The organism is Desulfosporosinus sp. BICA1-9, assembly GCF_000802135.1.
Genome location: NZ_JUEE01000154.1, coordinates 38,772 through 65,308, shown reverse-complemented (window position 1 = coordinate 65,308; position 26,537 = coordinate 38,772). Strand labels below are relative to the sequence as shown.

Annotated in this window: 34 protein-coding genes, 1 pseudogene and 1 riboswitch; of the genes and pseudogenes, 30 read left to right on the top strand and 5 right to left on the bottom strand. The window is 43.9% G+C overall.

Annotated features, from left to right (window positions below; all coding sequences use genetic code 11):
- Positions 1-2: 2 nt before the first annotated feature.
- The 8 genes and pseudogenes from JL57_RS19540 (at position 3) to JL57_RS19505 (ending at position 7,034) form a co-directional block, all read left to right on the top strand.
- Positions 3-1,511 (top strand): FAD-binding oxidoreductase, encoded by a 1,509-nt coding sequence (locus tag JL57_RS19540; protein WP_034143637.1) that lies wholly within the window; start codon positions 3-5, stop codon positions 1,509-1,511.
- Entirely contained in the window at positions 1,508-2,677 is a 1,170-nt protein-coding gene (locus JL57_RS19535; protein ID WP_034143636.1) for a (Fe-S)-binding protein, read from the top strand. Before JL57_RS19540 ends, JL57_RS19535 begins: the two co-directional genes overlap by 4 nt.
- Before the next feature lie 76 nt (positions 2,678-2,753).
- A complete protein-coding gene (locus JL57_RS19530) occupies positions 2,754-3,176 on the top strand; it encodes a glycine cleavage system protein H (protein ID WP_034143635.1) in 423 nt (140 codons plus the stop codon).
- Positions 3,169-4,275, top strand: coding sequence for a radical SAM protein (locus tag JL57_RS19525; protein WP_034143634.1), 1,107 nt, complete (start codon positions 3,169-3,171; stop codon positions 4,273-4,275). The genes JL57_RS19530 and JL57_RS19525 overlap by 8 nt, the downstream gene beginning before the upstream one ends.
- Positions 4,272-5,297 carry a radical SAM protein gene (locus JL57_RS19520; RefSeq protein WP_291300298.1) on the top strand — a complete coding sequence of 342 codons (1,026 nt, stop codon included), beginning with the start codon at positions 4,272-4,274 and terminating at the stop codon, positions 5,295-5,297. Before JL57_RS19525 ends, JL57_RS19520 begins: the two co-directional genes overlap by 4 nt.
- 37 nt (positions 5,298-5,334) lie before the next feature.
- Positions 5,335-6,009 carry a class I SAM-dependent methyltransferase gene (locus JL57_RS19515; RefSeq protein ID WP_034143633.1) on the top strand — a complete coding sequence of 225 codons (675 nt, stop codon included), beginning with the start codon at positions 5,335-5,337 and terminating at the stop codon, positions 6,007-6,009.
- A gap of 226 nt (positions 6,010-6,235) precedes the next feature.
- Positions 6,236-6,421, top strand: a pseudogene (locus tag JL57_RS36535) (glutaredoxin family protein); the annotation flags it as partial.
- 4 nt (positions 6,422-6,425) lie between these two features.
- On the top strand, positions 6,426-7,034 hold the full coding sequence (locus JL57_RS19505; protein ID WP_034143631.1) for a molybdenum cofactor guanylyltransferase: 609 nt from the start codon (positions 6,426-6,428) through the stop codon (positions 7,032-7,034).
- On the opposite strand, the gene fdhD is transcribed toward JL57_RS19505, so the two are convergent.
- Positions 7,024-7,809 (bottom strand): formate dehydrogenase accessory sulfurtransferase FdhD, encoded by a 786-nt coding sequence (gene fdhD / locus JL57_RS19500; protein ID WP_034143630.1) that lies wholly within the window; start codon positions 7,807-7,809, stop codon positions 7,024-7,026. The genes JL57_RS19505 and fdhD overlap by 11 nt on opposite strands.
- Before the next feature lie 157 nt (positions 7,810-7,966).
- A riboswitch (molybdenum cofactor riboswitch) is annotated at positions 7,967-8,097 on the top strand.
- Positions 8,098-8,171: 74 nt separating this feature from the next.
- On the opposite strand from fdhD, the gene moaA reads away from it, so the two are divergent.
- The 9 genes from moaA (at position 8,172) to groL (ending at position 14,957) form a co-directional block, all read left to right on the top strand.
- Entirely contained in the window at positions 8,172-9,143 is a 972-nt protein-coding gene (gene moaA / locus JL57_RS19495; protein ID WP_034143629.1) for a GTP 3',8-cyclase MoaA, read from the top strand.
- A 3-nt stretch (positions 9,144-9,146) separates the two neighbouring features.
- The gene (gene moaC, locus JL57_RS19490; protein ID WP_045691170.1) at positions 9,147-9,650 is read left to right on the top strand and encodes a cyclic pyranopterin monophosphate synthase MoaC; all 504 of its coding nucleotides are present in this window, start codon (positions 9,147-9,149) and stop codon (positions 9,648-9,650) included.
- A gap of 103 nt (positions 9,651-9,753) precedes the next feature.
- Positions 9,754-10,188, top strand: a complete 435-nt coding sequence (locus JL57_RS19485) for an MOSC domain-containing protein (protein WP_034143628.1) — start codon at positions 9,754-9,756, stop codon at positions 10,186-10,188.
- Positions 10,188-10,691 carry a molybdopterin adenylyltransferase gene (gene mog, locus JL57_RS19480; protein WP_034143627.1) on the top strand — a complete coding sequence of 168 codons (504 nt, stop codon included), beginning with the start codon at positions 10,188-10,190 and terminating at the stop codon, positions 10,689-10,691. Before JL57_RS19485 ends, mog begins: the two co-directional genes overlap by 1 nt.
- A 196-nt stretch (positions 10,692-10,887) precedes the next feature.
- Positions 10,888-11,139, top strand: a complete 252-nt coding sequence (locus JL57_RS34910) for a hypothetical protein (RefSeq protein ID WP_045691171.1) — start codon at positions 10,888-10,890, stop codon at positions 11,137-11,139.
- A gap of 96 nt (positions 11,140-11,235) precedes the next feature.
- Positions 11,236-11,577, top strand: a complete 342-nt coding sequence (locus JL57_RS34905) for a hypothetical protein (protein ID WP_291300297.1) — start codon at positions 11,236-11,238, stop codon at positions 11,575-11,577.
- Between the two features lie 310 nt (positions 11,578-11,887).
- Positions 11,888-12,715, top strand: a complete 828-nt coding sequence (locus JL57_RS19470; protein WP_034143626.1) for an NYN domain-containing protein — start codon at positions 11,888-11,890, stop codon at positions 12,713-12,715.
- 279 nt (positions 12,716-12,994) lie between these two features.
- On the top strand, positions 12,995-13,279 hold the full coding sequence (gene groES, locus JL57_RS19465; RefSeq protein ID WP_034143625.1) for a co-chaperone GroES: 285 nt from the start codon (positions 12,995-12,997) through the stop codon (positions 13,277-13,279).
- 34 nt (positions 13,280-13,313) lie between these two features.
- Complete coding sequence (groL, locus tag JL57_RS19460; protein WP_034143624.1) at positions 13,314-14,957, top strand: chaperonin GroEL; 1,644 nt, start codon at positions 13,314-13,316, stop codon at positions 14,955-14,957.
- A gap of 395 nt (positions 14,958-15,352) precedes the next feature.
- Here groL and JL57_RS19455 read toward each other — a convergent pair whose 3' ends face one another.
- From JL57_RS19455 to JL57_RS19445, 3 genes are all read right to left on the bottom strand, one after another.
- The gene (locus JL57_RS19455) at positions 15,353-15,784 is read right to left on the bottom strand and encodes a type VII toxin-antitoxin system HepT family RNase toxin (protein WP_034143623.1); all 432 of its coding nucleotides are present in this window, start codon (positions 15,782-15,784) and stop codon (positions 15,353-15,355) included.
- The gene (locus tag JL57_RS19450; protein ID WP_291300296.1) at positions 15,777-16,238 is read right to left on the bottom strand and encodes a type VII toxin-antitoxin system MntA family adenylyltransferase antitoxin; all 462 of its coding nucleotides are present in this window, start codon (positions 16,236-16,238) and stop codon (positions 15,777-15,779) included. Before JL57_RS19450 ends, JL57_RS19455 begins: the two co-directional genes overlap by 8 nt.
- An 87-nt stretch (positions 16,239-16,325) precedes the next feature.
- Complete coding sequence (locus JL57_RS19445) at positions 16,326-16,517, bottom strand: helix-turn-helix domain-containing protein (protein ID WP_034143622.1); 192 nt, start codon at positions 16,515-16,517, stop codon at positions 16,326-16,328.
- Positions 16,518-16,764: 247 nt separating this feature from the next.
- On the opposite strand from JL57_RS19445, the gene JL57_RS34900 reads away from it, so the two are divergent.
- The 11 genes from JL57_RS34900 (at position 16,765) to JL57_RS19395 (ending at position 24,338) form a co-directional block, all read left to right on the top strand.
- Positions 16,765-17,130, top strand: a complete 366-nt coding sequence (locus tag JL57_RS34900; protein ID WP_291300310.1) for a hypothetical protein — start codon at positions 16,765-16,767, stop codon at positions 17,128-17,130.
- Positions 17,081-17,374: a universal stress protein gene (locus JL57_RS19440; protein ID WP_291300295.1), complete on the top strand. Its 294-nt coding sequence runs from the start codon at positions 17,081-17,083 to the stop codon at positions 17,372-17,374. Before JL57_RS34900 ends, JL57_RS19440 begins: the two co-directional genes overlap by 50 nt.
- Before the next feature lie 157 nt (positions 17,375-17,531).
- Positions 17,532-18,476 carry a selenium metabolism-associated LysR family transcriptional regulator gene (locus JL57_RS19435; protein ID WP_045690962.1) on the top strand — a complete coding sequence of 315 codons (945 nt, stop codon included), beginning with the start codon at positions 17,532-17,534 and terminating at the stop codon, positions 18,474-18,476.
- Positions 18,477-18,495: 19 nt separating this feature from the next.
- A complete protein-coding gene (locus tag JL57_RS19430) occupies positions 18,496-18,939 on the top strand; it encodes a C-GCAxxG-C-C family protein (RefSeq protein ID WP_034143621.1) in 444 nt (147 codons plus the stop codon).
- Positions 18,887-19,615 (top strand): TVP38/TMEM64 family protein, encoded by a 729-nt coding sequence (locus tag JL57_RS19425; RefSeq protein WP_366557058.1) that lies wholly within the window; start codon positions 18,887-18,889, stop codon positions 19,613-19,615. The genes JL57_RS19430 and JL57_RS19425 overlap by 53 nt, the downstream gene beginning before the upstream one ends.
- 102 nt (positions 19,616-19,717) lie before the next feature.
- A complete protein-coding gene (locus JL57_RS19420) occupies positions 19,718-20,437 on the top strand; it encodes a TIGR04283 family arsenosugar biosynthesis glycosyltransferase (protein WP_045690963.1) in 720 nt (239 codons plus the stop codon).
- Positions 20,419-21,162, top strand: a complete 744-nt coding sequence (locus tag JL57_RS34895; protein ID WP_291300294.1) for a TIGR04282 family arsenosugar biosynthesis glycosyltransferase — start codon at positions 20,419-20,421, stop codon at positions 21,160-21,162. The genes JL57_RS19420 and JL57_RS34895 overlap by 19 nt, the downstream gene beginning before the upstream one ends.
- Entirely contained in the window at positions 21,159-22,160 is a 1,002-nt protein-coding gene (locus JL57_RS19410) for a radical SAM protein (RefSeq protein WP_034143620.1), read from the top strand. The genes JL57_RS34895 and JL57_RS19410 overlap by 4 nt, the downstream gene beginning before the upstream one ends.
- 58 nt (positions 22,161-22,218) lie before the next feature.
- Positions 22,219-22,743, top strand: a complete 525-nt coding sequence (locus tag JL57_RS19405; RefSeq protein ID WP_034143619.1) for a rhodanese-like domain-containing protein — start codon at positions 22,219-22,221, stop codon at positions 22,741-22,743.
- A 64-nt stretch (positions 22,744-22,807) separates the two neighbouring features.
- Complete coding sequence (locus JL57_RS19400; protein ID WP_291300293.1) at positions 22,808-23,512, top strand: TVP38/TMEM64 family protein; 705 nt, start codon at positions 22,808-22,810, stop codon at positions 23,510-23,512.
- Positions 23,505-24,338, top strand: a complete 834-nt coding sequence (locus JL57_RS19395; protein ID WP_291300292.1) for a sulfurtransferase — start codon at positions 23,505-23,507, stop codon at positions 24,336-24,338. Before JL57_RS19400 ends, JL57_RS19395 begins: the two co-directional genes overlap by 8 nt.
- Here the strand turns inward: JL57_RS19395 and JL57_RS36530 are convergent.
- Entirely contained in the window at positions 24,234-24,791 is a 558-nt protein-coding gene (locus JL57_RS36530) for an MFS transporter (protein WP_366557057.1), read from the bottom strand. The two genes, JL57_RS19395 and JL57_RS36530, sit on opposite strands and share 105 nt — an antisense overlap.
- 311 nt (positions 24,792-25,102) lie before the next feature.
- Between JL57_RS36530 and JL57_RS19385 the strand changes: the two genes are divergently transcribed.
- Both JL57_RS19385 and hpt read left to right on the top strand, forming a co-directional pair.
- A complete protein-coding gene (locus JL57_RS19385) occupies positions 25,103-25,765 on the top strand; it encodes a hypothetical protein (RefSeq protein WP_034143616.1) in 663 nt (220 codons plus the stop codon).
- A 215-nt stretch (positions 25,766-25,980) separates the two neighbouring features.
- Positions 25,981-26,523 (top strand): hypoxanthine phosphoribosyltransferase, encoded by a 543-nt coding sequence (gene hpt, locus JL57_RS19380; RefSeq protein ID WP_034143615.1) that lies wholly within the window; start codon positions 25,981-25,983, stop codon positions 26,521-26,523.
- The last annotated feature ends 14 nt before the right edge of the window (positions 26,524-26,537 follow it).

Sequence of the window (26,537 nt, the reverse complement as noted above, 5' to 3'; positions counted from 1 at the left end):
TCATGGAACAAGCTTTGCAAAAAATATGTGGGAAAAGGGTCACAACCGACCCTTTTGAATGTGCCCCATATGCTAAAGATGTAGCCTATATCCCCGGTATTCTTGTCCATTTACTGACAAATCCCGTACCGAAAGCCGTGGTTCAGCCCATCTCGGCAGAAGAAATCTCTAGTTTGATCAAGTGGGCAAAACAAGGCAAAATACCAGTTACCGTCCGGGGTGGAGGCTCTACCGCCTATTTCAATTCCGTTCCGATGCGAAGTGGTTTAGTGATTGATACGAATCGCCTCCAAGGGTTTTCCAAAATTGAGCTAAGCCAGGGGAGCAATAGAAAAATGGTCTGGGTCAAAGCAGGGATGACTTGGAAAGACCTGGATGACGGATTGCGACAGCAGGGGTGTGCGGTTTGCTCTAGCCCTAGCAGTGCCCCCTCCGCTACTATCGGAGGATGGGTTTCCATGGGGGGGTTAGGTATCGGCTCTGTCCCTTATGGTCCAGTTCACGATCAAGTTATGGCCATTCGGGGGGTGACGGCCGCTGGGGAAATAGTGGAACTCTCACGACCTGACAAAGGTCCTGTAAAGATACAGGGATCTAAGGAATTAGGCTTACAATTTAATGATATGATGGGCACTGAAGGAACCCGGGGAATTATTACGGAGATTAAGTTGTTGGTGCGTGACGTTCCAGAAAAAGAGGAACACCTGCTAGCAGTATTTAATAGCGAAACCGATACTGGCTCGATGATGTCCTGGCTAGGCGGAGAAAATTTTATTTCTCTGTACAATGTTCATTTTAGTAGTCCAGAATTGATCATGACGCTCCAGGAAGCTGGATACGCTCATGAGATTTCTCAGGGAAAGTACAGCCTGGAAATTGATCTTGAGGGCAAGCGTAACGAAGTGGATAAAGCGGTTGCTCGCATTAGAAACCATGTGCAAGTCCTAGGCGGGACTTTATTGCCTGATGAGGTAGGAGAAGAGGAATGGGCCGATCGGTTTAAATCCCTTCGGCTTAAACAAACACTTCCTTCCTTACAAGCGGCTGAAATTACACTCCCTGTCAGTAATTTTGCGGCCTTTTATGAGGGGCTAAGTAAATTGGGCCAAAAGAGTAAGACCCTGTGCGTTACTTATGCCCATCTCGTGTCTTCTGAAATGGCCTTAGTCATGGTTCTTTATCCCTCAGATGAACTTAACACGATCCGTTATATTGCCGATCTTAGTTTTATCAGCCAGATTTACAAGTTGGGACAAAGTTTTGGTGGTAAACCTTACGTCATTGGGCTTTGGAATACTCCCTATTTGGGAAAAGTATATGACCGTGGTGAGAGAGAACGTCGGCGTCAGCGCAAACAAGCGCTAGATCCCCAAGCGCTACTCAATCCCGGAAAGGGTTACAATCCCCCGTCCATTATTCTGAACAGCTATGTCTTTGGGTTTGGTATGATCATGATTGGTTTCTTTCGACCTTTGGTCCTTAAAATCCTCAAAGGAGGAAAAGGACGATGAAAACTATTGAAGAACTTCGGGAGCAAATAGCCAAAACCAGTTATATCTGTGGAAGCTGCGGCAGTTGTCGAAGTGTCTGTCCTGTTTACCGAGAAATTGGTTGGGAATCCTCGGCACCCCGCAGAAAACTTGCTTTGGCCAAAGAGGTATTTCTAAAGAAAAAAGAGCAACAAGTCACGGACCAATATGCCCAGCGTTTGCAGGAGTGTACGCTGTGTGGTAAATGTGCCGAAATATGTGCAGCTGGGATTAAAACACGTGAGATCTGGTTGAATCTGCGTGAAGAATTAAGGGCTCGGGGAATGGAGCATCCCAACTTAACCCAGATGGTTCTGCAAATTAAATCGACGCACAATATTAGTACGTTCTCTAATGAAGCCCGCCTTGACTGGGTGGAAGATTTAGATGAAGTTGAAGTAGAAGTCTCAAAAGCCGGAAGTGAGGTCGCCTACTTTGTAGGATGCGTGTCTTCCTTCTATCCGATGTCGGTTGGCATCTCCCAAAGCATTGTAAGCCTATTGGACCGAGCAAACGTTAATTATACCGTTCTGGGAAGTGAGGAATGGTGCTGTGGATTCCCCCTCATCGCTTCGGGAAACACTCAACAAGTCACTGAATTAGCAAAACACAATGTGAAAAAGGTACGCGCTCTTGGGGTCAAAACCTTAATAACGGGCTGTGCCTCCTGTTATCATACCTGGACACACGAATATCCGACGATCCTTAAGGGGAATCTTGGCTTTGAGGTACTTCATGCTACACAGTATCTGGCTGGATTAATCCGTAAAAGACAATTAGTGCCTGGCAATTTAGATGTAACCGTCACTTATCATGACCCCTGCGATTTGGGTCGTAACAGCGGGATCTATGACGAGCCCCGAGAACTTCTACAGGCCATGGAGGGGCTTAACTTTGTAGAAATGCCTCATCACCGGGAAATGGCCGACTGTTGCGGTGGTGGAGGGAATCTAGCTGCCGTAGATAAAGATTTAAGTCAAGCTATTGCTGTGAAACGAGTACGTGAGGCTGTGGCAACCGGGGCAACTATTTTAACCTCTGCGTGCCAGCAATGTGTACAGACTTTGCAAATGGCGGCAAGACAGGAAAAATTACCGCTTGAGGTCTTAGACGTAACTGAATTGCTGTGGCGATCCTTGGAAGAATAGTCTATTCACGTTCTTGAAATAGAAGAGGATCTTGGTTATTTGCACGAGAGCGATAACAATAAAGGAGGGTGAGGGTATGAAGGTCGGAGAGTGGCATTTCCCAGAAGAACTACTCTATGATGAACACCATCAGTGGCTCAAAAGAGAAGGAAACGATATAACCATAGGCTTAACCGATTACGGGCAATACATCAGGGGAGATATTTTGTTCTTGAGTTTGCCGGTATCCGGTACTCAGGTGAAGGCAGGAGAGGCCGTAGGTTCTCTGGAAACGGGAAAATGGGTCGGGCGTTTTTATGCTCCCCAGGCAGGGGAAATCTGTGCCGTGAACAAGGAGGTTCTGGGAAACACACGCTTGATTAATCAAGATCCCTATGGGCACGGTTGGCTCTTTAAAATAAAAACTCATTCCTCTGAAGGGCAAATGCTTATGACCGTAGAGCAACTCAAGGAATGGTTAGACCTGGAGTTAGAGAGGGAGAAGGCCTGTGATGTCTAACACTCACGCTTATCGTTCCCAGGGTGAACTTACCCAGGAGATCGAGGATATGGGTTTAGAAAGTCCGGATGTTATCCAAACGAGTCTTGCGGCCGCGATGACACTCGGTTTAAAGGGCGGTATTTTTTATCGCAATGCCCGGCTCACCTGCTTAAACTTGCTCCTGACTTATCAAGAGGGCTGTCAGGGACGCTGCGGTTATTGTGGTTTGGAACAAAAACGTTCAGAAAAAACCAAAGGGACAACGTTCATCCGAGTTGCTTGGCCCACCTACTCCTTTGATCTCATTCTCGAACGGGCGAAACAATATCAAAACTCTTTGAAACGAATTTGCCTATCCATGATTACCCATAAGAGAGCCTTTGAGGATTCGTTAAAGCTTGTATCCCGTTTACACAGTGAAGTCAATTTGCCGATTAGTATTCTTTGTGCCCCGACGCTGATCCACAAGACGGAAGACCTGCAAAAACTCAAAGAGGCTGGTGCCGATCAACTTGGGGTGTCGATTGACACAGCTACCGCAGAAATCTTCCAAAAATACCGAGGAAAAGGTGTACGGGGACCTCATCGCTGGGATCATTACTGGGAGATTTTAAGAAAGGGGGTTGATGTTTTTGGACAAGGCCAGGTCAGTGTTCATCTTATTGTCGGCCTGGGAGAAAGCGAACAAGAGATGGTCATGGCTTTTCAGCAAGTACACGATTTAGGCGCGGTGGGTCATCTGTTTTCGTTCTATCCCGAACCGGGGAGTGCTCTGGCTGAGAAAGCGGCACCCTCCATTGGTCAATACCGCCGTATGCAATTAGCCCGCTATGTAATTATGAATGATTTTGCGAGTGCCAAAACTATGTGCTTTAATAGTTCTAAACAAGTTTATGATTTTGGGATGGATGTCGAACCTTTTGTCGCTTCCGGCCAACCTTTTCGTACGTCCGGCTGTCCCGGGCATGATGGAGAAACTGCCTGTAATCGACCCTATGGCAATGAACGCCCCGGTATTACCCTGGCCAATTATCCTTTTGTTCCTAATATAGGAGATGTGGAGCAGATAAGGGGTGAACTTTACGCCGGGCTCATGGAGGGTGTTGAACAATTGTGAATTCACTAAAGTGCTCCGAACTTCGCCAAAAGAATGAAGAGAAGATGATCGGGAAGACAATTATTGAAGGTTGGACGGAATTTGATCAAAGTGCAAATTTACCTAATCTGCTAAAAGAAGCCTGGAACCTGCGCCGGAAAACCTTCCCTGATTTCATCCACTTTGCAGTTCCCGGCGGAAGGCACTATGACGGTAAGAACTTTAGCAATTCAGGACGATTCCTCAATGTAAGCATCACGGGAGCCTCCTGTGCTCTTCAATGTGACCATTGTCAGGGAAAAATGCTGAAGGGAATGATTCCAGCTCCAACACCGGAAAAACTACAGGAACTGGGAACCAACCTGCGGAAAAAAGGAGTTACAGGGCTTCTTATAACTGGAGGATGTAATCATAAGGGCCAGGTCCCCCTTAAGCCTTTTTTGTCGGCTTTAACTTATCTAAAATCCCTGAACTTCACGATTCATGTGCATACCGGCTTAGCAGATAAGGAAACAGCTGTTGGGTTGAAACAGGCTGGAGTTGATAAAGTTTTTCTGGATATGATCGCTGATGCCGCTACAATTCGTAAGGTTTATCATCTTGACCGTAAGCCTAGTGCCTTTAGAGATGCTTTAGAAATTCTGCTAGCTGAGGATTTAGATGTCGTCCCGCATGTGGTTCTCGGCTTAAACTACGGGAAAATCATGGGAGAAGAAAACCTTATTCAAACGTTGAGTGATTATCTCTTGGAAACGTTGGTGTTGGTTGCTTTACGAGCTGTGCCTGGTACTCTGATGGGCGGAGTTATTGGACCGGATCCGGCTGAGATCATCAGGATAACCGCTCAAACTCGTCTCTTGAATCCCTTGCTTAAAATTAGTTTTGGTTGTGCTCGACCCTATACTCAAAAGGCTTGGTTGGAGAGAGGGCTCATAGCGGCGGGAGTTAATACGTTGGCCTTTCCACTTGATGAAACCATAGACTTCGCTTTAACGAATGGTTTGAAACCTGTCATGAGTGAGATGTGTTGTGGTGGGCTGTAGGGGAAAAGCGGAAAGAACTAAAGGGGGAGTAATTATAATGCCGATTGAACTATTTGATCAGATAGCTGAAGATTATGACAATTGGTACGAAACAGACATAGGACGAGTAGCCGATCAAGTAGAGCGGGACCTGGCCGTTCAGTTCTTTCAACCATCAGGTCCCATGTTATTAGAAATTGGGTGTGGAACCGGACAATACACCACTAAGCTAGCGGAACAGGGGTATAATATTACGGCTGTTGATATATCTGAAAAAATGATGGCACGAGCGCGAGAAAAAATTGTGAACTTAGGATATCAGGTTAAGTGGCTCAATGCGGATATCACTCAAATTATAGATCAACTTGAGCAATATCATAGTATTCTTTCGATGAGTGCTTTCGAGTTTATTCCAAATCCGGAGGAAATTTTAGCTAGATTATTTGAGCATATAGAGCCCAAAGGATGTCTGGTGATTGGAGTGATTGCGGGAGAATCTCCCTGGAGCGAGTTCTATGGTAGGAAAGCTAATACGAAACCTGAATCCGTTTTTGCCCATGCACGGTTTTACACGGAATCCGAAATTCGTCAATGGAAGGTAGGCGGACGGCTTAAAATTGGCAAAGCACTTTATTTTCCGCCTGAGGTGTCTTCGGTAGAACGAGCTTTAACAATGGAAAAGCAAAAAAATACGAACCCTAGTTTTATGGTCGCCAAGTGGGTAAAAGAATGATCGTTGGATATCTGAAAAATGAGAGACGCAAATATTATTTTGTGGCTCTCTTTTATTTATTGATCATTGCCATAAGGAAAAGGAAGCATGAGAACCGTCCCCTTTGCTCCTACGTGACAGGAAAAGTTAGTTGTGGTACATTTAAGCAAGAACCGATGATTGAGGAGTGGTATTAATGAATCAAGAAGTGATTATGTATACGGTACCTCTTTGACCCCACTGTTTTCGCGCTAAGCGATTCCTTTCGGGTAAAGGGATTTTGTTTACAGAGAAAAATATTCTAGTTCCTAAGCACTTAAAAGAAATGAGAAAGGTGACCGATGCTATCGGAGTTCCCGTAACCATTGTGGGGGAACGGACTCTGACCCGCTTCTCGTCTGCTGAATACGAGGAGGTCTTCAAAAATTACTAAGCCAATGCAGGACTTTGGAAACCAACTTCCCAAATTGCAAGCGACCGGGATTTTATTAGCCGGTGGGAAAAGCTCACGAATGAAAAAAAACAAGGCCTTCCTGGAACTGGAAGGAAAGCCTTTAGTAGAGCGGAGTCTAACTGTCTTACAAACAGTGTTTACTGAAGTTTTAATTAGCAGCAACAAGCCTGAATTGTATGCAGGCTATGGAGTACCCGTCTTTCAAGACGAGATTCTTGAGCGAGGCCCTTTAGAAGGGCTCTATCAAGGTTTGAAATCGGCAACCAATGAGTGGGTTTTTTTTGTGGCTTGTGATATGCCCTTTTTGAGAGCGGAGATGATCCGTTTTCTGTTTACTCGGATTTCAAAGTATGACGCCGTTGTCCCAAAGCTACAATCCGGCCTTCACCCTCTGCATGCCTATTATCATCAACGTTGCCTTCCGTCTATCAAAAAAAATCTTGAGGCAGATCGCCTCAAGATCATAGATTTTTACTCGTCTTGTGCCGTACGGTATGTGGAAGAAACGGAACTTGAGGGGTTTTCTGATTTGAGCAGAGTCTTTTGTAACGTGAATACACCAGACGATTGGTCGGCGATTCTTAATTACTAATCCGATCATGACAAGTATAAATATTTAGGCGGCGATCCCTTGCAAACCCCACGACAGTGATGTTCAAAGCGTTCGCCTGAGAAAGGGCCATATCCGTCGGCGCACCACGAGCGATCAGGATGGGCACTTTCATTTTGGCAACCTTAAGCAGGATTTCCGAGGAGACTCGGCCACTGAAGAAAATGACATGGTTTTCAAGACTAATACGAGAGCGAAAGGCACTTCCACTGAGTTTATCAAAGACATTATGTCTACCGATATCGTAGCTTGTCAGGACAATCTCACCTTGATTCCCAACTCCGCCGCTATGGATACCACCCGTCTCTTGAAAGAGTGGAAGATAAGATTCCAAGTACTTTGCATATTCATACGCTTCTTGGAGTAAGATGCTATAGGTTGACGTGATCGGTTTAACCATAAGTGCATCATTGGCATAACAGAATGAAGCTCTACTTTTACCGCAACAAGCGGAAACAAATCGTTTACTCATGAGTTCTTTTTGCAAAAGACAAGGTTTTCCTTCCACCCAAACCAAGTGGTCAACCGGATCGTGGCGAATTTCATAGACATCCTCAGGAACCTGTATAAAGCCTTCATTGATCAGAAAGCCAAAAGTAAGTTCTTCAGTTTGAGAGGGGGAGCATAAAAGGGTAGCGATCTCCTCACGGTTATAATGGATGGTTAAAGGGACTTCTCGGACCACAGTGTCCTGCAACCACTCAAGCTTTGGCCCATGGGCTTTAAGAATGGAATGGGTAACCGTTTCGTTCGACATGATACCTCCTTGAAGCATTTCTTTCCTCTAGTGTACAATAATTTAAGGTAAACCTGAATCATTTTTTGAAAAATAAGAAAAAATAAACGTATAATAATTGATGTGAAAAAAAAGGAATTCAACTATTAATCACGAACTTATCTCTATAAGGTTAAATTGAATCGTCTCGCTCCGAAGCTGGATCCCCTAAAGCTTAGGCTATGGTGACCAGACTAGTGTCGAAAGACACTCGGGTATTATGGGAAACTGTAATATCTCCTGCTGGAAAGGAGTCTGTCGACAGGTGGATTAGATTCCCCGGTTGTTTACAGACCGCGGGTTTTTTTGTTTACCCAAATTTAGTCTTGAAAAGAGGAGTGGCAATGCAGGATCAATTTCTTAGGAAAATTGACTATCTTAGAATTTCTGTAACGGATCGATGCAATCTGCGCTGTAAATACTGTATGCCCGCAGATGGAGTTCAATGGATGCCTCATGAGTTGATTCTTTCTTTCGAAGAAATACTAAGGCTCATGAAGATAAGCACGCAATTAGGATTCCGTCGATTCCGTATCACAGGAGGAGAACCCTTAGTTCGCAAGGAGATCTTAGAATTTCTACGGGAAGCAGCTCAACTTCCAGGGGTTGAGGATCTTATGCTGACAACTAATGGTATGTTACTCCCAGAAATGGCCTTTGACCTAAAAGCGGCGGGTGTTCAACGCGTTAATATTAGTTTGGATACCATGGATCCGAAGCGCTTTTCTGAAAATACTCGAGGTGGAGATGTTTCGAAAGTGATTCAAGGCATTTTCCGATCACTCGAAGCAGGTCTGAATCCGGTGAAAATCAATGTCGTGGTTGTCAGAGATTTTAATACGGAAGAGTTGCCTAATTTCCTGACCTTAGCTAAGCAATACCCGTTGCATATCCGATTCATTGAACTCATGCCGATTGGAGTCAGTTCAGACCATCGGACGGAGTTCGTCCCCATATCGGAAATGAAAGAACGTTTAGGGATCCATCATGAGGTTCCTACCCAAGAGATACTTGGGGGCGGGCCGGCAGAGTATTTTCGACCGAAAGGATATAAAGGGAGTGTCGGATTTATCAGTGCTCTAAGCCGTCATTTTTGCGATTCGTGCAATCGGGTGCGTTTAACAGCGGATGGGAAACTACGTCCGTGTTTGCATAGTAAACATGAAGTTGATTTGCGTGAGCCTTTGCGAAAGAATAGTTCGGACTCGGATATTATGAAGCTGTTTGCGCAAGCAGTTTGGCATAAACCCGCAGAACATCATATGAATAACGAAGCGTGGCAAGATACGCGTGTCATGTCTCAGATCGGAGGGTAAGCAGTGGATTTAACACATTTTGATGAAGAAGGACGCGCCCGGATGGTGGATGTAAGTGACAAAGCAGAAACAGCGAGGGTTGCGGTTGCTCAGGGTAAAGTACTAATGAAGCCAGAGACACTGGAACGCATTCGTTCAGGCCTTATCGCCAAAGGAGATGTTTTGGCAGTCGCGCAAGTGGCGGGAATTATGGCAGCAAAACAAACCTCCCAATTGATTCCTATGTGCCATCCGTTAGCGATCACTGGGGCAAAACTTAATTTTAAATTAGTAGAACCGGGTGAAATTGATATCGAAGCTAGTGTCAAGGTCCATGGGAAGACTGGGGTAGAAATGGAGGCCCTCACAGCGGTTAGTGTTGCCGCCTTAACCATTTATGATATGTGTAAAGCCATTGATAAAACAATGACGATTGGAGATATTTATCTGGTTGAGAAGCTTGGGGGAAAGAGCGGACATTATCGAAGTTCGAGGTTCGAGGCTCGAGGTTCGAAGGTTGAAGAATGACCAAAAGGCTTAGCGCCGTGCCCCTGGCTTTAGCCATGGGTAGATTCAGTGGGGGGAGTAAGCTTTTCCAAATATTGAATGAGATGAAAGTGAGGCATATTAGATGGGGAAAATAGTCGCTGTTTGTACGAGCGAGAAAAAAGGAATGCGCAAGAAGAACGTAGGAGAAGGGATCTTAAAAGTCAATTTTGGTCTTGAAGGGGATGCGCATGGTGGAGATTGGCATCGGATGGTGAGCTTACTCTCCATGGAGAGCATCAAGAAGATGACGGACAAAGGGTTGGACGTTGGTCCAGGGGACTTTGCAGAAAATTTGACGACTGAAGGCTTGGAATTATTTACTCTTCCGATTGGAACTAAGCTTAAAATCGGAGAAACTAGTATTGGCGAGGTGACACAAATCGGTAAAGAATGTCACACGAAGTGTGCGATCTTCTATCAGGCTGGGGACTGTGTTATGCCGAAAGAAGGGATTTTTATCCGGTTGTTGGAAGGCGGAACGGTTCGCGTAGGAGACGATATTGAGGTGATGTCTTGATGATGCAAGTGGGGGTAATTACTGCAAGTGACAAAGGATCGCGAGGAGAAAGGGAGGATCTATCTGGTCCCACCCTCGCCAAGCTTGTTCAAGAGATCGGTGGACAGGTGGTGGAGTATGTGGTGCTCCCGGACGAGCAAGAGTTACTAGAGGAAACGATGCGTCTGTGGGCCGATGAACGTAGCTTGGACTTGATTTTGACGACGGGTGGAACTGGGTTTTCGATGCGGGATGTGACACCTGAGGCAACACTAGCTGTAGCAGATCGTATGGTTCCAGGCATTGCTGAAGTAATGCGGATGGAAAGCCTTAAAGTGACGCCTAAAGCAATGCTGAGCAGAGCGATTGCTGTCCTTAGAAAGCGAACCCTGATCATAAATATGCCGGGCAGTCCTAAAGCGGTGCGTGAATGCTTTGCAGCAATTGCCCCTGCGATTCCTCATGGAATTCAAATTCTCAAAGGGGAAGCTAGTGAATGTGCGGCAAATTTCAAACACAAGTAACTCTTAAATTTTAGTTTTAAATGCAAAAGAGATTGGCATAATCGCCAGTCTCTTTTGCATCTGAAGTTTCGCACCCATAAAACAGGTCAAAATCCAGCCCAAAAAGAGACGAAAAAACAATGAAAATCCGCATGAACACTCGGTTTTTGGTATAATAAAGATGCTAAACCAAATCAACCAAAAATGAGGTGTTATCATGCGGAAATCTGTCAAAGAAATTGAAAACGTGCTCCAAAACCATGGTTATTCGATTAACAATATTATATGTGAAGTTATGAAGACCTTCAAGCTTAAAACACTGTGCATCCAAGTTGGCTTTCAAAAACAGGCGGGCTACAGTACCACGGAAATCCTCACGCTTATGTTGATGTTCCCCCTGATGTTACTGAAAAAAGTATCTCTACAAAGGGGATTCTCTCGATGCCAATCAATTACAAAAGCTTCTTAAAAGCGAGGGGCAAGAAAAACGCTGTCGGAAGCGAAATACCCGTTACTTCGAAGCCGTTGTTAACTATGAAGGAATCGGGCTAGTCAAACTGTATTTTTGCCGTTTTCCCTATCAAGGGATTTCGATGCTCAAATCGCCCATATAACAACCTGTTATATTCTCTATACTTTTCTGGCTTATTTTCGCCGAGTGAATGCCTATGACTCCTTGGATGGGTTGTTTGCTGAGATCAAAGATGACCTTATTGAGAAGAATGTAGCGGAACGACTCTGGGAATTATTTGACGATTTGCTACAAGTAGTGATCACAAGCATTGCCAAGTCCGGTTTAGTCAACATTTTGGAATTTAGGAATTCCTTTGAATATGAGTATTTGAAAGAGCTCTTTGAGAATTCTTTTCTTAATAACCAGCTAAAAGCCCTTGAAAAAGCTAGTTAATCGTTAATAACCAAAAAGAAATAATGGCATTAGGCTACCTGGAAATTAGATAAACGGGGGTCTAGAGGGGTGCGAAACTTCAGTTGCATTATAAGAACAAATTAAACATCCACTATTTCTGACCTAGATTCGATTCCCGCTCGATTTTCGGAAATCTGAACGAAGACGACAGCCCCTAAGATAAGACAGATGCCGATAATGTTACTTCGGACCAAATTGATATCCAAGTACATTTTATTGTCTAGCTTGTCACGTCTGTCCATAGTTTAGCGTAGACTATAGTAGATTAGTGGCTTGTGAGGTGAACAATTTGAAAGCCATAGCGTTTGTCGATTACGAAAATATTTGGACCGGTTTATTAGAGCGAGGGTATGAATTATCTCCGGAACAGTTGGTACAGTTTTTACAACTTTATTCAGAGCGAAATAATATAAATTTATTGGCAATCTATCTTTACGCTAACTTCGACCGTGAGGAGTTTTGGCGGACACAAACGACCTTTGAGAAAACAAATGTCTTTACACGTCATGTCTTTGGGAAGAACAATTACGCGAGCACAGGACTTCGCCGTAATGCTGCGGATTTAGAGTTAATGCTCGAGGCCCAAGAAATCCTGCTGACACGAGCATCCACCTTTGACCTTTTTTTATTGATTACTGGGGACGGAGATTTCCTTTCTCTCCTTAGAAAAGTCCGTGCTTGGGGAAAAGACGTTAAGGTGATAGGGGTAGCCGGAAGTGTCCATCATGCTCTGCAACCTTATTGTGAAGAAGATGATCTTTTACAGTGGGTACTTCATGAAAAACACGAAGCAGAGTATCATCCAGAGCAGGATCTGGAACAAGGGATTCAAATTCTAGGAACTCTTCAGATACGCTTGCCTTATGTTGCGTCTACAAAAGCGAGGGCTGCCTTGACAGAGTTTTTGGGGCGGTCAATCCCACAAGTTAAGGAGTTCATACGGTACACCTTAAAGCAAACTATCCTTTTTGAGAAGGAGCACCCGGATCATAATTTGAAAATTGGTAAAACCAAGATTTATCTGCTTAATCTAGAAAATAGTACAGTGAAAGAAGCTCTAGGTTCCATCTTGGAGGAAGTTTCTCAGCGGCAATTAAAATTAACTCAAGAGAATTAATCGTGCATAGAAGAGTTCAAAACTGGCAATTATAGTGTGTAGACGATATGGTGATGCGTGTGGGGGGAGGCCTTAAGCATTTATTAAATATCTATTGCCTGAAAACGGGAGTAATAATTAGATTGATAAAGAAAATGCTAGTTAAATACCTGTTTTTGGAGTATTAGGGGGCTTGCTTTCCTGCGGCCCCTTGCATATTATTATAGATATATTGTTAGCACTCAATAGAGTCGAGTGCTAACAAATATTAAATAAAAAACATAGGAGGGACTTTTCTTCATGAACATTAAACCTCTCGCAGATCGGGTGATCATTAAAGCACTCCCGATGGAAGAAAAAACTAAAAGCGGAATTATTATGCCGGATACCGCTAAGGAAAAACCACAAGAAGGCGAAATTGTCGCTGTAGGACCTGGCAAAATGGAAAAGGGTGTTCGCGTCGCTCTCGATGTTAAGGCAGGCGATCGTGTGATTTATTCCAAATACGCAGGGACCGAAGTAAAGTATGACGGTCAAGAATATCTTATCCTAAAAGAGTCAGATATTTTAGCCATTATGGGCTAGTTCAATAAGAATTATTTATAAGGAGTGAAATACGTTGGCTAAACAAATTATTTTTAATCAAGATGCACGTCACGCTTTAGAACGCGGAGTTAATGCTCTAGCTGAAGCTGTTCGTGTAACCCTAGGACCTAAGGGACGTAATGTCGTTCTCGATAAGAAGTTTGGATCGCCCCTGATCACGAACGACGGAGTAACAATTGCTCGTGACATCGAATTGGAGGATCCGTTTGAAAATATGGGAGCTCAACTTGTTAAAGAAGTTGCTACCAAAACCAATGATGTGGCTGGGGACGGTACCACAACTGCTACTGTTTTAGCACAAGCGATCATTCGCGAAGGGCTTAAGAACGTTGCAGCTGGTGCAAATCCTATGGGCATTAAACGTGGAATTGAGCAAGCAGTGGAAGTTGTGGTTGCAGACATTAAAGCTAATGCCAAACTCGTTGAGACGAGTGAAGCTATTGCCCAAGTCGCCTCCATCTCTGCTAGCGACAAGAACATTGGTGATCTTATCGCTCAAGCCATGGAGAAAGTCGGCAAAGACGGCGTCATCACAGTTGAAGAAGCTAAAGGCATGACAACTGAACTTGAAGTGGTTGAAGGAATGCAATTTGACCGCGGATATATTTCTGCATATATGATCACAGATACGGAAAAAATGGAAGCCGTACTTAATGATCCTTACATCCTGATTACTGACAAGAAAATCAGTGCTATTCAAGACGTTTTACCAGTCTTGGAAAAAGTAGTTCAAGCGGGTCGTCAACTGATGATTATTGCCGAAGACATTGATGGGGAAGCACTAGCTACCCTCGTTGTCAACAAGCTACGTGGAACCTTCGTTTGTGTCGGAGTTAAAGCCCCTGGCTTCGGAGATCGTCGCAAAGCAATGCTCGAAGACATTGCCGTACTGACAGGCGGAACCGTGATCACAGAAGATCTAGGCTTAAAACTAGAAAACACCACGGTTGAAATGCTGGGCCGTGCCCGCCAAGTCCGTGTAACCAAAGAGGAAACTACGCTTGTTGAAGGTGCTGGTAACACTGACGATATTAAAAAACGTGTTGAAGCCCTTAAACGACAAATTGAAGAAACTACTTCCGACTTTGATCGTGAAAAGCTCCAAGAGCGTTTAGCTAAATTAGCTGGCGGTGTTGCAGTAATTCAAGTCGGTGCAGCAACCGAAACAGAAATGAAAGAGAAGAAACTCCGCATTGAAGATGCTTTAGCTGCGACTCGTGCTGCTGTTGAAGAAGGAATCGTGTCTGGTGGAGGGACTACTTTGATTGATGCTATCCAGGCCTTAGATAGCCTTAATTTAGTCGGTGATGAGGCAACTGGTGTTAATATTATTCGCCGTGCACTTGAAGAGCCACTTCGTCAAATCGCCAACAATGCTGGGCATGAAGGCTCCGTTGTTGTTGGTAAGGTTCGCGAATCCGGCAAGCGAGGAATTGGCTTCAATGCTGTAACTGAAGTCTATGAAGATATGATTGCTGCTGGTATTGTTGACCCAGCCAAAGTTACTCGTTCGGCTCTGCAAAATGCAGGTTCCATCGCTGCTATGCTTCTGACCACTGAATGCTTAGTCTCTGATCTGCCTGTCAAAGATGGCGGAATGGGTGGCGGTATGCCGGGTGGCATGGGCGGCATGGGTGGTATGGGCGGCATGATGTAATTAAAGCCCTGTAACCGTTGGTACCAAAGGGTTTGTGTTGCAAAAATGCTTAAATACCCCAGAAGGTAACGAAAAGGTAACAAATCCAAAAAAAATATGGATACCCCTGGTAGTATGGGATATTTAGAGGCTTTTCATGAGTTCACTGAACTTGTGGGAAGCCTCTTATTTTCGTGTCTTTGTGGTGGCAGATAATACTATCTGCAGTAGTCTGAGTGACGATTAGAAGACGAAGAAGAGGTTACGCTACTCTTATTAAGTCAAAAACATCCCCCTGAACGCCAAAAACGGTATCATGAGGGATGTTGTTTTACTCTTCAGTGACTTATAAATTGACCAAAACCTGAACTAGGATGGTTACTGGAGTTCTGAAACTAAGTCTTACATAATCTCTTCTAAAGATTATTCTCACTTACATAGAGGGCAATTTGCTTGAGATATCGGTTTATGTCTTCGAGGTTATCTTGAATAATATTATAGACTACCTCAGGTGAAATATCCCAATAGACATGGACTAAGCGGTTGCGAAATTTAGTGATCTCGACCATAGCGGGTTCTAAGTCTTGAGTTATTCGATGTTTTTCTAATTCCCGAAAAACGTCGGCATAAGTTTTGGGAACCTCGAATTGCTGATTTACTTGAAGCATGGAAATAAGGCGATTGCCAACATTGATACAGGATTCGATACATAACTGAAGATAACGCTCAGTGGCACTCTGTAGTATAGAATTATTCAAATAATCTTCACTGGATGTTTGAGCGACTTCCTTCAGTCGTCCGTGATACTTGGAGATTTGACGCATTTGAAAAGCAAGTTTTTCATCCATAAACAGTCCTCCCTGAAAGAGTTTTAAGTAGTGTGTTGTTACATTCATCGAGCAATGGTTTAAAATCCAGATAATACTTAACTGTTTCTTCCCAAAAATCGACGTATTCTTCGCGATTGTTAAGTAAAAGAATTTTCGATTGTTTTATTGCTCCATACTGTATGGTTAGAGGAGCAGTGTTTAAGTTGATTACATCAATGTCATCTGATTGAAGTAAGTTGGTGATTATTCCCATGACTTGAAGGTGAAGCTTATCGAGTTCATTTAGACTAAGATTTTTATGATATAAAATAGCCAGATCAACATCGCTTAAGGGGGTTTCTTTGTTTGTAGCTAAAGAGCCGAAGAGAATTACAGCACTGATTTTTTGCTCTAAGCCCGCTAATGATTGGGGTAACCCCTTAAGTCTTTCGCGAATGAACTTGAAATCGAAGGGTTTACTATCAAAAATCATATTAATCACCATCCCTAGGATTATTATACCAGTAATTTCCTTTATGTAACAGTTGTCCTTTAAAAAAGGAGTGAACTATAGTTCCAATTATAGGAACCGTTCCCCACGTTTTTGTTTTTCAATAAACTCGTTAAGATCATCTTTTTTGACCCGCCAACTATGACCTATTTTAAAGGCGGGAATTTTATTGGCCTGAACCAGACGGTAGGTGGTAACCTTGCTAATTTGTAGGTATTCAGCCACCTGGCGTATGGTCATTATTTCTTTCTCTTCGGCCATATATGCTCACTCCTTAATCCTTTGCCATACTACGAGTGATTATATTGATCAGAACTGATAACTTAATTATATATTATGTTTCCAAAGAAGGATATTTTTCACGAATTATCGCTTTTTTATACTAGTTAATATAAAGACCATACAAACATTGAGCCCTTCAATCAGTCGTATCAAAATTACGGTTTATGTTCATTTGTGGTAATGTACAATTCTTTACGTCTCAATTTCCTTATCTTTTTGGACAAACATGGCCATCGTACGCTATGACAATAGTTGCCTTAGTGATCATCTACGGATTACCACTGGTTATAAAGTCAATTCCTTCGACGCTGGTGGTGATTGTTGGCATGATTGCAATTGCCATGACACTCGACGCCAAGGTCCCCATGATCGGAGACATGGGAATCATTACCCGGTCCTTACCCAGTTTTTCTATACCCAATCTGCAGATAACAATGGAGACTCTAATGATAATTGTGCCGTATTTCTAGCCGCTGAAAAAGCAATCTTTTTAACTCAACATAACCCCAATGCTACCATTGAGATTGTCTATGTAGTCAATAGTGAACGTCCAAATCAGACGTATTACGAGATATGGATACAGACGCTATAACCTTAAAAAGGAATCAAAAGCTGCTTCCAATACAAGTGAAGTTGAAACAGGCCAAGTTGATTATACAGTGAGGTTTATTCACGGTGAGCCAGGCCCTTCGATTGTAAAATATACGAATGATGGTGAATTTGACGTCGTGGTAATCGGGAGCCGGGGTTTAAACGGTGTACAGGAATTGGTTCTAGGAGGAGTTAGTCACAAGGTGGTAAAAAGGGCTAATTGTCCTGTATTAATTGTCAAATAGATGAAAACAACCCAAACCAGTAACACTCCTACAGCGACTGTTGAGGAGGTTACTGGTTTTTGTATTTAGTTGTTAATATTCCAAAATGGAATACATTATATAAAGGAATATTATAATTGTGCAGCGAATAACCTGTTTTAGTGAAGGGTGTGATTACGTGAATTTGACACGTTTACGAACTTTGGTCATGGTGGCTAGAAGTGGAAATATTAGCAAGGCCGCGCTTGATCTTCACCTTAGCCAGCCAGCTGTAACCAAGCACATTCAAAGCTTGGAAGAGTACTATGGGAAATCTCTTATTGATCGTTCCGCTCGAGAGGCTGTGCTCACAGAAGAAGGGCACCTCCTTTATCGTTATGCTGTAGAAATACTCCGATTAATGGATGAAGCAGATACAGCGTTGGCTGAAGTGAGCAAAACCGTTCAAGGATCATTACGTCTAGGAGCAAGTTCGATTCCTGGACAGTATATTCTGCCCTTTGTCCTAGGTGAATTCAACCGTAGCTATCCGGATGTAGACCTAGTGGTGGAGATGGGGGACACCGGTCAGATTACCCGTCTCGTGTTAGAGAACAATGTGGATCTCGGGTTGGTTGGGAATAGGGTGAAAGAGCGGCAGTTAGAATGTTACCCTTGCGCAGAGGACGAATTGGTACTGATCCTTCCCTTAGACCATCCCCTAGCGCAGGTAGAGGAGATTAGGGCTGCAGATCTTTACAGGGAAAAAATAGTGTGGCGAGAAGTTGGCTCAGGGACTCGAAAGACCGTCGAGGGCTGGTTGGCTCAAGCTGGAGTTAAGCTGGAGGAGAAAAAGGGAGATCTGGAACTGGGTAGCACGGGTGCGGTCGTGGCAGCCGTTGAAGCGGGTTTAGGTCTGTCCATTGTCTCAATCTGGGCTGTTGTTAGGCCTTTAGCTTGGAAAACGCTGGCGGTTAGACGATTGAAAGATCTAAGTATGAAACGTCAGTTGTATGTCATTCGCTCCACCCAGAATACGCGTCGATCTGCTCAAGCGTTTCTCGATTTTATCCTCGGTGATGAAGGAAAGCGTGCTTTGGATCAGATCTTCGCAGAGATCCCCTGGTTCAGTGAACAGGAGTGAATAACGAAGGAGTAAGCGGATGATGCTATCCAAGCGTGCTGAAGAATTTATGAAGCAGGGAAATAATTGCTGTGAGGCGGTAGTGCGAGCAGCAGATACAGTTTGGGGCTTGAAACTTGCGCCTGAGGTCGTAGCAGTTACCTCATTGTTTAAAGAAGGTATGGACAGCGGGTGTACTTGTGGTGCCTTAGTGGGTATGGTCATGATCTCCGGTATTCTAGAAAACCGTTATGGGCATCCTTTGAAGGATAAGTTGGCTGCAGATTTAACGTCTCGTTTTCGAGGGGAATTCGGCTCTACCTGTTGTCGTGTGATCTGTAAGCAAAGGCCTTTATGGGAGAAAATTGGCAGGAAAGGCTGCATTGTACTGACAGCCAAAACTGCCGGGATTCTAGAGGAGGTATGGGCAGATGTCCAGCAGAGTGCCAACCAAAATCGCAGTGATTATACCCAGGCTCAATGAGGCTGACACCCGGGCCTTAAAGGTCATTATTTTTATCTCGATCATGGCAGTGACTTTATTATTGAATCATTACCATGGGTGGTCTGATTATTTACGAAATACTCATAATCTCCAATTTCTTAAAGAAATGGTTCAGAGCAAACTTTGGCAAGCAACTTTACTCTATATAGGCATAACGGTTATCAGCTGTGTAGTGTTCGCTTTGCCCGGTATCACCTTCGCTGTTTTTGCGGGTATACTTTTTGGCCCGTGGCTTGGAATTATTATTTGTTTAGTTGCCACCACAATGGGTGCCTCTATTGCCTTTATTGTTGGCCGTTTTTTCTTAAAGGATGCGATTAAGCCCTTAGTGGAAAAAAATAAAACTCTAAAAAAGCTATTGTTCGGTGAATCTGGTAAAAGTGATTTGGTGCTACTGATGATTACTAGGCTCGTCCCGCTTTTCCCTTATAATCTACAAAACTTTGCCTATGGGATTACTGATATTGGTTTTTGGAAATATACCAGCTATACATTTTTGTTTATGTTGCCGGGTGTGGCATTTATTACCATCGGCACTGCAGGAATAACCTCACCTTCAAATAGATGGGCTTATTTGACAATAGCAGGCACCCTCTTAATCGTAGTGTTCTTGTTGGGATTACTACTGAAACGGAAGCATTTTGGTGCTCACTAAAGCAAAGCCAAAATTATACTGTTGGTTGCAAGTCAATAGGAGGAAAAGGTTGTATTGTGCTGACAACCAAACCTGCCGGGATATTAGAGGAGGTATGGGCAGATGTCCAGAAGTGTGCCGACCAAAATTTCCGTGATTATACCCACCCTCAATGAAGTTGAAACCATCGGCCGGTTAATTAAATCTCTGCAAGGGATTCCGGCGTTGGAGATCATTGTAAGTGATGGGGGAAGTACGGACGGTACGATTCAGCTGATCAGCCAATATGGGGGCGTCGCTGTGCAAAGTAAGCCTGGCCGGGGTGTCCAGCTGAACGCAGGAGTTCAGGCCGCAGCAGGGAGCATTTTGCTGTTTTTGCATGCTGATTCCCGGTTAGCAGTATCGGCAATAGCCCAGATCAGACAGGCCATAAGCAGGGGAACTCAGTGGGGTTGTTGTCAGCTGAAGTTTGATGAAGAAGCTCGGTTTTTTAAGATTCTGGCCAAAACATCCAACTGGCGCGCCCGTTATTTATCGATGTGCTACGGTGATCAAGGGATATATTGTACGCGAACTTTTTTTGATAGTATTGGAGGATTTCAGGACTGGACTTTTTTAGAGGATTTAGAGTTTTCAAAGCGCGCGCGGAGTAGGGTGAAGGCCTGTGTTTTGAAGGACCAGATTATCACCAGCACCAGGCGTTTTAGACAGCATGGTCTTTGGTATACTTTCTGGAAAATGCAAGGGGTAAAAGCACTGTTTGCACTAGGATTTCCTTTGTCTTTCATTGAACGCTTTTACCGAGGGAGTGGGAGAGAAAAAGAATGTCAACCGGTGTCATAGTGATGAGCAAAGTTCCCTTGCCAGGCAGAAGCAAGAGCCGTCTACAGGAAAAAGCTGGTACTCTGCAGGCAGCTTTGTTTCACCGGGCCTGTCTTTATGACTTACAGGTGGAGTTACGTACTTGTGGAATACCTGCCAGAATTTATATTGCGGGGGGGGCCAACGAGGAGTTCTGCTCCTCATTTCCCCATGCGCTGCCGGAGGGATTTTCCTGTTTGGAGCGATTGGATTGGACAAATTTCGTTTTATTTCAGCAAAAAGGCAGGGATCTGGGAGAACGGATGCTTTGCGCCGTACAGGAGAGTCTGACTGAATTTAAGCAAGTAATTCTAATCGGTTCGGATATTCCTGGTATTAATCAAACTCTTTTGGAACAGGCCAGTGCGGAACTTCGGCAGCATGATCTTGTGCTGGGGCCAGCCATGGATGGAGGGTATTATTTAATCGGTTTAAAAGATGTTAATCGATTTCTTTTTCGCCATATTGAATGGGGCAGTGGACAGGTGCTGGAGCAAACCTTGCAAGCCGCCCGGCAACATCAGTTGCGAATAGCGTTATTGCCAGAACTGCAAGATATTGACCGTTGGCAGGATCTCATAGCATGGAAAGGCCGGACCGAGGGCAGTAGAGGAAAGTCAACTCTGGCTTGGCGTTATGCTAGTTATTTATTGCAGTGTCCGATAGGTGACGGATTGAAAACAGTAGAAAGTGAGATGATGTCTTGAATTTGCGGATTAAAGAGTACCTAAGTAAAGCAGTAGCGGGTGGTGAACTTCGTAAGTCAGAAATAGAAGCATTGTTTCGAGTTCCGGTGCTCTCGGAAGAGTACTTCATGATTCTTCATGCCGCTCGATCTGTGAGTGAGCAAGCAGCTCAGGGGTTGGCTGAGGTGCATGCTCAGGTGGGCATTAATGCTGGGCCCTGTCCTCGTAATTGTGTTTTTTGCTCCTTTGCAGCCTGTCATGGGATTTTCAAGACAGCTACGGTACTAGGGATGGAGGAAATTATTGAACGGTGTGATCACTTTCAACGGGCAGGCGCAAACGCGATTTACTTGATGATGACGGCCAATTTTGATTTTGTCGAGTTTCTGAAGATGGGGTGCGAGGTTCGGGCTGCTCTAGGGCCAGAAGCCGTCTTGCTTGCTAATACCGGGGATTTCGGGCATGAGGGAGCGGAAGCATTGCGCCAAGCTGGCTTTCAGGGAATCTATCATGCAGTCCGTTTGAGGGAAGGAAAGGTCACACTAATTAAGCCGGAAACTCGTTTGCGGACAATCCAAGCGGCTAAAGACGTGGGCTTGGTGATTGCGACCTGTGTGGAACCGGTCGGTCCGGAACACAGTGTGGAGGAGTTAACAGAAATGACCCTTCTCACCCGAGAAATGGCGCCCGTCTTTAGTGGTGCCGCTCGGCGTATTCCTATTCCCGGTACTGTGCTTGCCCAAGAGGGAATCGTGTCAGAAGCAACTATGGCACTGATCCTAGCGGTTGTCCGCCTAGGCGTGGGCTACACGGTACCATTAAACTGTACCCATGAACCAAACGGCATGGGGGTTCTGGCAGGGGCAAGTATTTTGTGGGCAGAAGAAGGCTCAAACCCACGGGATGTCCGAGAACAAACCAGCCGGGGTTATTCTGTGGAGGGCTGCCAAACAGTCTTGAGTGAAGCTCATTGGAAGGTTGCCGATGGACCTTCCCCGGCAGTGCTGAGAAGGATATAAAAGTCCCGAATGGCAAATTTAAAGAGCATGGTTCATAAAATATGAGGGGGAACTATTAATGGAAAAGAAGATGATTTTTGGGAAACGTTTAGCTTTGGCTTTGACTGTAACATTAACTTTGGTACTGTCTGGTTGTGGTTCCAGCAGCACCACCGGGCAACCCACTCCAACGACACCCGCAACTAATACTGCGTCGAATAGCACGCCGGATTCACCTAGTAAGGAGATCAAAGACTTTAAATATTATACTGCCGACCAGCTCAAGCAAGCCATCGAGAAGAAAACTCCTCTGCAAATTGTGGATATTCAAGTGGAAGCAGAGTATAATGCCCATCACATTCAAGGGGTAATCCCAACTTATGCGTATCCCGTTAAAACCGATGAGGAAAAAGCTAAACTTGCTAAGGTTTTACCAGAACTGAAGGCTTCGCAGGATCCGATCGTGGTCGTTTGCCCTAAAGGGGGCGGTGGAGCCAAAAGTGCAATTCAATACTTAGCCGATCAAGGCATTGCGGAATCCAGGCTCTTGATTCTGAAAAAAGGCCAAGCTGGATGGCCCTATGCCGAGCTATTAACGAAGTAGAAGATGGAACACGACTTATAGAAGTTTGGTTCTTTAGAGTGGATCGATGATGGGAAGGGTTAATGTGGTAAAAAGCTTTCTAAGTGGATATAAAGGAAAACTCTTAGTATTGTTAGTGGTGCTAGGGCTATACTACTTTATTCCCGTGATAAAAATAAATATTAATCAAGTTTTTTTTATTCTTAGTAATATGGATGTCGATTTAGTGAGGGGCTATATTTTAGGGTTTGGCATTTGGGCCCCAATAGTCTCCTTTCTGTTGATGATTTTCCAGTCTGTAATAGCGCCCCTGCCCGCCTTTATCATCACCTTTGCCAACGCTAGTTTGTTTGGTTGGGTATACGGCGCGATTCTTTCGTGGTCTAGTGCTATGGTAGGGGCTGCATTGTGTTTTTATATTGCTAGGTATTTAGGACGAGTCGTGGTTGAGAAACTGACCTCTCGAACAGCCTTAGAGAAGGCCGATCATTTTTTCCAACAGTATGGGAAATTCGCCATCGTAATTGCTCGATTACTTCCTTTTGTTTCGTTTGACATAGTGAGTTATGCAGCTGGGTTAACGTCGATGAGATTTTGGCCGTTCTTTATTGCCACAGGAATTGGACAACTGCCAGCAACTATTGTTTACTCTTATATCGGAGGTATGTTAACGGGTACAACCAAGACGTTGGTCTTTGGGTTGTTAATGCTGTTTGCAGTTACTGCCTTTATGGTGTTAATCAAGCAAGTTTGGAATGATAGAAAAAAGGAGGTGGAAAAAAGTGTTTAAAAAGTTCCTTGGCAGTGGGGTGCTTTTATTAGGCTTAATGCTATTATTAAGCGCATGTGGGCAGCAGAAACCTGCGAATTCTGACTCAGGCCAAACTAAAGTAGCAGCTGATCTTTCAGTTTATAAAAATGGCGATGTATTTATAACGCCTCAGGAGCTTCAAAAGAAGCTGGGAGATAAATCAGCCATCTTAGTGGATACAAACAAACCAGATGTTTATGAAAAAGGACACATTCCAGGAGCCATCGGAATTGGTTGGCATGGACTTTCAAAAATAGTGGGTAAACCAGGAGATCCTTTATGGGGAACAACTCTGGACAAAGAGGAGCTTACTAAAAAGCTTGAGTCTTACGGAGTGACGAACAGTACGCTTGTGGTATTCACGTCAAATTTGCTGCCTGGACCGGGTTCTGATGGAAGAAGTGTCTGGCAACTTAGGATGGCTGGGCTTGACAATGTTAAGCTTTTATACGGAGGGAATCCTTATTGGAAGGAACTGGGCTTTGAAATGACCAAAGAGGCACCTCCAAAGCCTTTTTCGGTTACGGGGCTTACGCTTAAAGAGTTTGATAAAAGCTACTCAGCGGACAAAGCTTATATCTATGCCAACCTTGGTAAAACAGTCATCATAGATGTTAGGACGGAAAAGGAATATAAGGGAAGCCAAGATTCAGGTGAGGCCAGAGGAGGGCATATTCAGGGAGCAAAGCACTTAGTTTGGTCATCCTTGCTCAATGAAAATGGAACTCCAAAATCCCCTGAAGTAATCATAAAGATGATGGCAGATTTGGGAGTTACTCCACAAGACGATTTTGTAGTTTACTGAACGATGGGTATGCCAGATGTGGGTTGCTTGGGAGGACAGGAGTAAACTCCCTCCAATGAGCAACAAGCAGATTGTGGTTACAATACGCCCGCCGAAATGGTCGTTAAGTTTTCCTGCCAATGGCTGGGCAAAAGCATATACGATAAAACTCAGCATTGATATCGAAGTAACCACTGTCCTATCAACAGAAAAGTTTTGCTCCCAAGACGTGATATAAGCTCCAAATGAGGCGCGTGCTCCAAAAGTGACTAACAGACCAAGGAATAGTATGGCAAGTATCACCCAGGCATAGTCAAAGGGAAGTTTGTGCGCATGTTTTCTCGACAAGAGAATAACCACTTCTTTCTTTAGCTGTGTTATTTTGAGCGTCGTTAGAAAATGGCAGTGACTATATCTAAACGTTTCTAACTGAACATGCTTCCAAGTGACCCCGGTATCTGCCAGGGTCTTCATTAGTTAGTTTTAGTATACATCTTTCTTCTCAATTCAAGTAGTTATTTCCAGTTTAAGTAGATATCAAAATAGCCAGCTCCAGCTCAAGAAACACCTGCTGGATGACAGTAACTGGAATGAAATATTAATGGAAAAAGGTTGAATTTTAATTATACAAGGATAAACTAACCTTGCTTAGAAAAGCATAATCGTGGTGAAAAAATCGAATGAGTTAACGTGTTTTGAAAATATATTTACGCTCTTACCTAAGTGGAATAGAGCAAGCCTAAAACACATATTGTAGGGTAAGAACTCCGCCAGGGAGGCATGATATGAAGAAAAGAGGATTATGGTTACTCATCGGTATCGGCATCGTGTTGATGGGGGGATTTCTAGGACGCTATTATTGGCAGCCAGACCCCACTTATTTAGTCACACACGGCTTAGAACGATTGAACACAGCGACCTCTTTTCGCTACAGTCTAACCCAACATCAATGGGTGGAGGGAAAAGATCGCGTACTCACTCAGATTCTAGGAGAAAAGGATGGTGGGAATACTCGAATCTTAGGACAGCTGGTCGGTAGCGAAGTGGAAATGATCAAAATTGGAGATTCTACCTACAGCAAAGATCCTTTCAGCAAGAAGTGGATACGGTTTGCTAATGCTCCAGCAGCTCAGGAAGTCTTTCTGGCGGAGCTCAACCCCCTATCTTCGCTTCAATTGAAAGAACTCGGTGAGGTGATGCTTAAAGGTCAAGACAAGGTTAACGGAAGTAAGACTTGGGTATTTCAATTAAGACCTAGTGTACAGAATCAAATGATGGAGGTATTTTGGACCGAGTTCCAATACACGCTTTATATACGCAAATCTGATAAAATGCTTGTAAAAGCAACTATCGAAGCTAAGAATAAAGCTAAGTCCGACCCCATGACGATGACACTTGAGTTTAAAGATATTGGTAAGAAGATCGATATTCATGTTCCGGATATCTAAAGAGTTGTAGACACTGAGAGGCAGGAATAGACCCTATTTGTGGGGGATATTCTTGCCTCTTTAATTCATTTTGTCTATTAAAAATGTCTCTAAACGCAATAATAGTATAAGAATATACAAAATTAGTGCTGAAAACACAATGATAGAGAAAAGCGTTTGCACAATGGACTAGCCTCTGGTATAGTTTTGGCATAGTATAATGGAGGTGTCCTTGGATGGAAGAATATATTGCAAAAGTTTTGTTTTCTCGAGAGGAATTGGCCAAGCGCGTGGCCGAACTTGGAGCTGAAATTACTAGGGATTATGAAGGTAAGAATATTTTAGTCCTCGGAATTCTGAAAGGCGCTGTTCCCTTTATGGTAGATCTCATTCGTGAGATCAAATTGCCTTTAGCCTATGATTTTATGGCGTTATCGAGTTATGGAGCGTCTACTCAGTCATCGGGTGTTGTGCGGATCCTCAAGGATTTAGAGCGTAGTGTTGAAGACGTTCATATTCTAGTCACCGAAGATATCGTGGATACGGGCCTAACCTTAAAGTATTTGACCGAAAACTTAAGAGCTCGGAATCCGCTTAGTGTAAAAGTCGTTACTCTCCTTGACAAATCCGAACGTCGTAAAGTCAATGTTGTTCCTGATTACAATGGATTTTCGATCCCCGATGAATTTGTCGTGGGATATGGCTTAGACTTTAACGAAGAGTATCGTAATTTGCCCTATGTCGGAGTTTTAAAGCAAGAGGCCTACGAAATTATATAAATAATAAGAATGGT

Coding starts and splice junctions, on each gene's coding strand:
- mog (WP_034143627.1), top strand. CDS start 10,188: ATGATGCAAGTGGGGGTAATTACTGCAAGTGACAAAGGATCGCGAGGA.
- JL57_RS19515 (WP_034143633.1), top strand. CDS start 5,335: ATGCCGATTGAACTATTTGATCAGATAGCTGAAGATTATGACAATTGG.
- JL57_RS19485 (WP_034143628.1), top strand. CDS start 9,754: ATGGGGAAAATAGTCGCTGTTTGTACGAGCGAGAAAAAAGGAATGCGC.
- fdhD (WP_034143630.1), bottom strand. CDS start 7,809: ATGTCGAACGAAACGGTTACCCATTCCATTCTTAAAGCCCATGGGCCA.
- JL57_RS19430 (WP_034143621.1), top strand. CDS start 18,496: ATGATGCTATCCAAGCGTGCTGAAGAATTTATGAAGCAGGGAAATAAT.
- JL57_RS19420 (WP_045690963.1), top strand. CDS start 19,718: ATGTCCAGAAGTGTGCCGACCAAAATTTCCGTGATTATACCCACCCTC.
- JL57_RS19530 (WP_034143635.1), top strand. CDS start 2,754: ATGAAGGTCGGAGAGTGGCATTTCCCAGAAGAACTACTCTATGATGAA.
- JL57_RS19525 (WP_034143634.1), top strand. CDS start 3,169: ATGTCTAACACTCACGCTTATCGTTCCCAGGGTGAACTTACCCAGGAG.
- JL57_RS36530 (WP_366557057.1), bottom strand. CDS start 24,791: ATGAAGACCCTGGCAGATACCGGGGTCACTTGGAAGCATGTTCAGTTA.
- JL57_RS19540 (WP_034143637.1), top strand. CDS start 3: ATGGAACAAGCTTTGCAAAAAATATGTGGGAAAAGGGTCACAACCGAC.
- JL57_RS19445 (WP_034143622.1), bottom strand. CDS start 16,517: ATGGCCGAAGAGAAAGAAATAATGACCATACGCCAGGTGGCTGAATAC.
- moaA (WP_034143629.1), top strand. CDS start 8,172: ATGCAGGATCAATTTCTTAGGAAAATTGACTATCTTAGAATTTCTGTA.
- JL57_RS19425 (WP_366557058.1), top strand. CDS start 18,887: ATGTCCAGCAGAGTGCCAACCAAAATCGCAGTGATTATACCCAGGCTC.
- JL57_RS34900 (WP_291300310.1), top strand. CDS start 16,765: ATGGCCATCGTACGCTATGACAATAGTTGCCTTAGTGATCATCTACGG.
- JL57_RS19405 (WP_034143619.1), top strand. CDS start 22,219: ATGGAAAAGAAGATGATTTTTGGGAAACGTTTAGCTTTGGCTTTGACT.
- JL57_RS34895 (WP_291300294.1), top strand. CDS start 20,419: ATGTCAACCGGTGTCATAGTGATGAGCAAAGTTCCCTTGCCAGGCAGA.
- hpt (WP_034143615.1), top strand. CDS start 25,981: ATGGAAGAATATATTGCAAAAGTTTTGTTTTCTCGAGAGGAATTGGCC.
- JL57_RS19385 (WP_034143616.1), top strand. CDS start 25,103: ATGAAGAAAAGAGGATTATGGTTACTCATCGGTATCGGCATCGTGTTG.
- groES (WP_034143625.1), top strand. CDS start 12,995: ATGAACATTAAACCTCTCGCAGATCGGGTGATCATTAAAGCACTCCCG.
- JL57_RS34910 (WP_045691171.1), top strand. CDS start 10,888: ATGCGGAAATCTGTCAAAGAAATTGAAAACGTGCTCCAAAACCATGGT.
- JL57_RS19450 (WP_291300296.1), bottom strand. CDS start 16,238: ATGATTTTTGATAGTAAACCCTTCGATTTCAAGTTCATTCGCGAAAGA.
- JL57_RS19455 (WP_034143623.1), bottom strand. CDS start 15,784: ATGGATGAAAAACTTGCTTTTCAAATGCGTCAAATCTCCAAGTATCAC.
- JL57_RS19535 (WP_034143636.1), top strand. CDS start 1,508: ATGAAAACTATTGAAGAACTTCGGGAGCAAATAGCCAAAACCAGTTAT.
- JL57_RS19505 (WP_034143631.1), top strand. CDS start 6,426: ATGCAGGACTTTGGAAACCAACTTCCCAAATTGCAAGCGACCGGGATT.